Annotated in this window: 2 protein-coding genes and 1 pseudogene; all 3 read left to right on the top strand. The window is 44.3% G+C overall.

Going from position 1 to position 3,041, the window contains the following annotated elements:
• A partial coding sequence (locus RDQ32_RS10990; RefSeq protein WP_308580528.1) for a DUF6382 domain-containing protein occupies positions 1–1,652 on the top strand: 1,652 nt, incomplete at its 5' end.
• Between the two features lie 106 nt (positions 1,653–1,758).
• Complete coding sequence (locus RDQ32_RS10995; protein WP_007158123.1) at positions 1,759–1,980, top strand: hypothetical protein; 222 nt, start codon at positions 1,759–1,761, stop codon at positions 1,978–1,980.
• A gap of 469 nt (positions 1,981–2,449) precedes the next feature.
• A pseudogene (locus RDQ32_RS11000) lies at positions 2,450–3,041 on the top strand (hypothetical protein); the annotation flags it as partial.

The raw sequence follows: 3,041 nt of genomic DNA on the forward strand, positions 1-3,041 counted from the left end.
ACCAAGGAGCCAGCAGTTTTCTGGTTTATCAGCTCAAGGAAGAGGATGTGCTGGACAATATCAGTCTGAATATGCTTACCAGCAACAAGGCCAAGGGACTGGCCTCTACCAACTATATGCAGATGGATACACAGCGTTTTATCCGTTACACCATTACCGGAAAGATTACGGCAAACCAGTTCTTTGCCCGGCCGGTAACTAAGCAAAGCTTTATGGGAATTTTCAAGGGAATCACGGAAGCCATGGTATCCGCAGAGGAATATATGCTGGATCCGGCCTGCATCCTTTTGGATCTGAACCAGATTTATACCGACGTATCCACCGGGGAGACGGAGTGCATCTGCCTTCCGGTGGAAAATGAAAAAGAGCAGAAGGATCAGAGAGAATTCCTGAAATCCGTGATGTTCCAGGCACAGTTTGAGAATCCGGAGGAGGGAAGCTATGTCACCAGAATCCTGAATTACTTAAACAGCATTCCGGTATTTTCTTCACTGGATTTCTTGAACCTGTTGACAGAGATGGAAAGGGAAGGGAAGAAGGATAGAACACCCCTTGCTCCGGCAGCGAAGGAAAGCCTGCAGCAGGGCGTAGCCGAAATCGGAAATGCCGTTGCCAATTCTTCCGTAGCGGGTATGGCGGCAAGCTTTTTCGAGCAATCCTCCCTCTCTCCTGCAGGAGCTCTTAAGCAGGAAAATGCTGTGGAGGAAGCCATTCCGGATATTCCTGTACCGGATGATATTCCCAAGGAAGAAAGAATCTCTCTTTTCTACCTCTTACAGCATTACAACAACAACAGAGCCAAGGAATATATGGCACAGCAGAAACAGCTGAAGGCAAGAAAAGAGGCTTTAAAGAAGATTGAACTGGCAAAGAAGGGCGGAAAGAAAAAGTCCGCTGCCTCCCTCAATCTTCCCGGAGGAAAGGCAAAGACCGCCTCTGCTGCTCCGAAGGCGAAAAAACCGTCTTCCGGAGGATTTTCCTTCCAGGTTCCCGGAAAGGAGTCCGGAAAAGACAAGCCGGGGGAGGAACTGCCCGGGATAAAAAGCTTGCCCAATGCCCCGGTAAATAGCCAGAGTAATTCCGCAGGAAATCCCAAAGTCAGTGCTCCGGTCGGATCCGGAATGAATATCCCGAAGAGCAATCCTTCGGTCGGCTCCGGGATGAATATCCCGAAGAGCAATCCTTCGGTAGCGAAGGGAACCTTACAGCCGGCCAAGCCAAGCCCCCTGTTTTCTAATCAGCAAGAAGCTACGGGAAATGGAGGAAGAAATTTCGGAGACACCACGGTTTTGCATAGTGGCTTTCGAGGAGAGGAAACCTCGGTATTAAACTATACCAAGGCACCGGACACGCCGAAACAGCCCTATCTACTCCGGATTAAGAACGGAGAGAGGATTCCTATTACAGGCAACATTTTCCGTTTGGGGAAAGAAGAAAAATTTGTGGATTATGTGATTCATGACAATGAGGCCATCAGCCGAAGCCATGCCAACATTATCAGCAGAAACGGACAGTATTTTCTGCAGGATAACAATTCCACAAACCATAGCTTCCTAAACGGACAGCAATGCGTAAGCAATGTGGAGCTCCCCTTACAGGACAAGGCAAGCATTCGTCTGGGGAACGAAGAGTTCCAGTTCCTCTTGCTTTAAGCACTAAGTCGTTCATGGTAGTAGCCTTAGGTTACTTTTAAATAAATATCAAACACTATCACACAAGAGCACCGAATTGGTGTCTCGCTGAGAGAAAGGAGTCTTTATGACCAGACTTGATGACATGATTTTAGCAACAAAAATTCGCGGAGAGAAGGCTTTAGATCGTTTCTTCCATGAGGAGAACGGAGACACAAACTTCATCTCTATGCTGATTCTTATTGCAGTAGCTGTATTCTTAGCAAGTGCATTTAAGACAGTAGGAAAGAACATTCTTGAGTTAGTAGGCCAGAAGGTAACTACCTTCATCAACAGCACAGCTAACTAAGCCAAACGAAAAATTGAATATGGGGTGCAATAAGAAAGAATACGAAGCTTAGAATCGAAAGGGCAAAGCTCTTCGTTCAGGCGTAGTAAAGCTTAAGGCACCAATCAGGGAGAAGACATAGCAGGATGAGTAAGCATTTGCTTTAAAAGCGTCTTGTTGGAAAATGTGTCTTTCTCCCATCAGGGAAAGGCTACTACCATGAAATTTTAACCTTTCCCTGAAACTATATAAAGAAATAAGCGTATAAATAAGTGCAACGATAGGTATAGAGATATGTATAGAAATAAATATAAAAATAAGTATAAAAGTACGTATGAAAATACGTATGAAAATAAGTATGGAAACAGAATCATTATAGATTGTGATAGAGCTTTATAGTTTGTTATAGAAAGAAGTAAAAGATTCTCCTAAAGAGAAAAATATAGTGTAAGAATACATTGGAAAATAACAGGGAAAAAGGATAAACAAGATGAGAAGAAAAAACATGCTGGCTTTAGGACTGAGTGCAGTACTTTGCACAGGGCTTTTTGCCCCTGCAAGCTATGCGGATAGTATAGATACGAAGGATTCTTACGTACCGGAGGTAGAAACAAGCTCTGAAAATAATAGCTTTGAAACAGCAAGTGCTGTAGAAGGATTAGACGATTTTCCGGAAGAGACTGCTGTGGAAGGGAAAACTGCGTCCATAGAGGAAGAAGTACCGACTACTGAAGCGGAAGACTCAGAGGAACTTGCTGAGCGAAAGGGGGAGTCTACAGAGGACTCTACAGAAGGCTCTACAGAAGATATAAGAGGAACAGATTCTGCTCCGGTAACCTCCGGATATTCAGGATTTAGAAGTGCTGCAGTGACAAAACCACTTGATAATAAGATTGTAACTTTGCATGTTTCATTTGAAGATTGGGATTTTCCCGCAAGAGATCACATGAAAGTGCTTCGGGAGAAAAAGGTAAATGTAACAGGTATTGCCTTAAGAGGAGGAGGAGCTGGAGTTATCAACAATCCTAGCCCGGATCTTTATAAAATTCTCCCGGAGAGGGAAGTGGAAAAGAAAGTAAATG

This window comes from uncultured Oribacterium sp., from assembly GCF_902481605.1.
Lineage (GTDB): Bacteria > Bacillota > Clostridia > Lachnospirales > Lachnospiraceae > Oribacterium > Oribacterium sinus.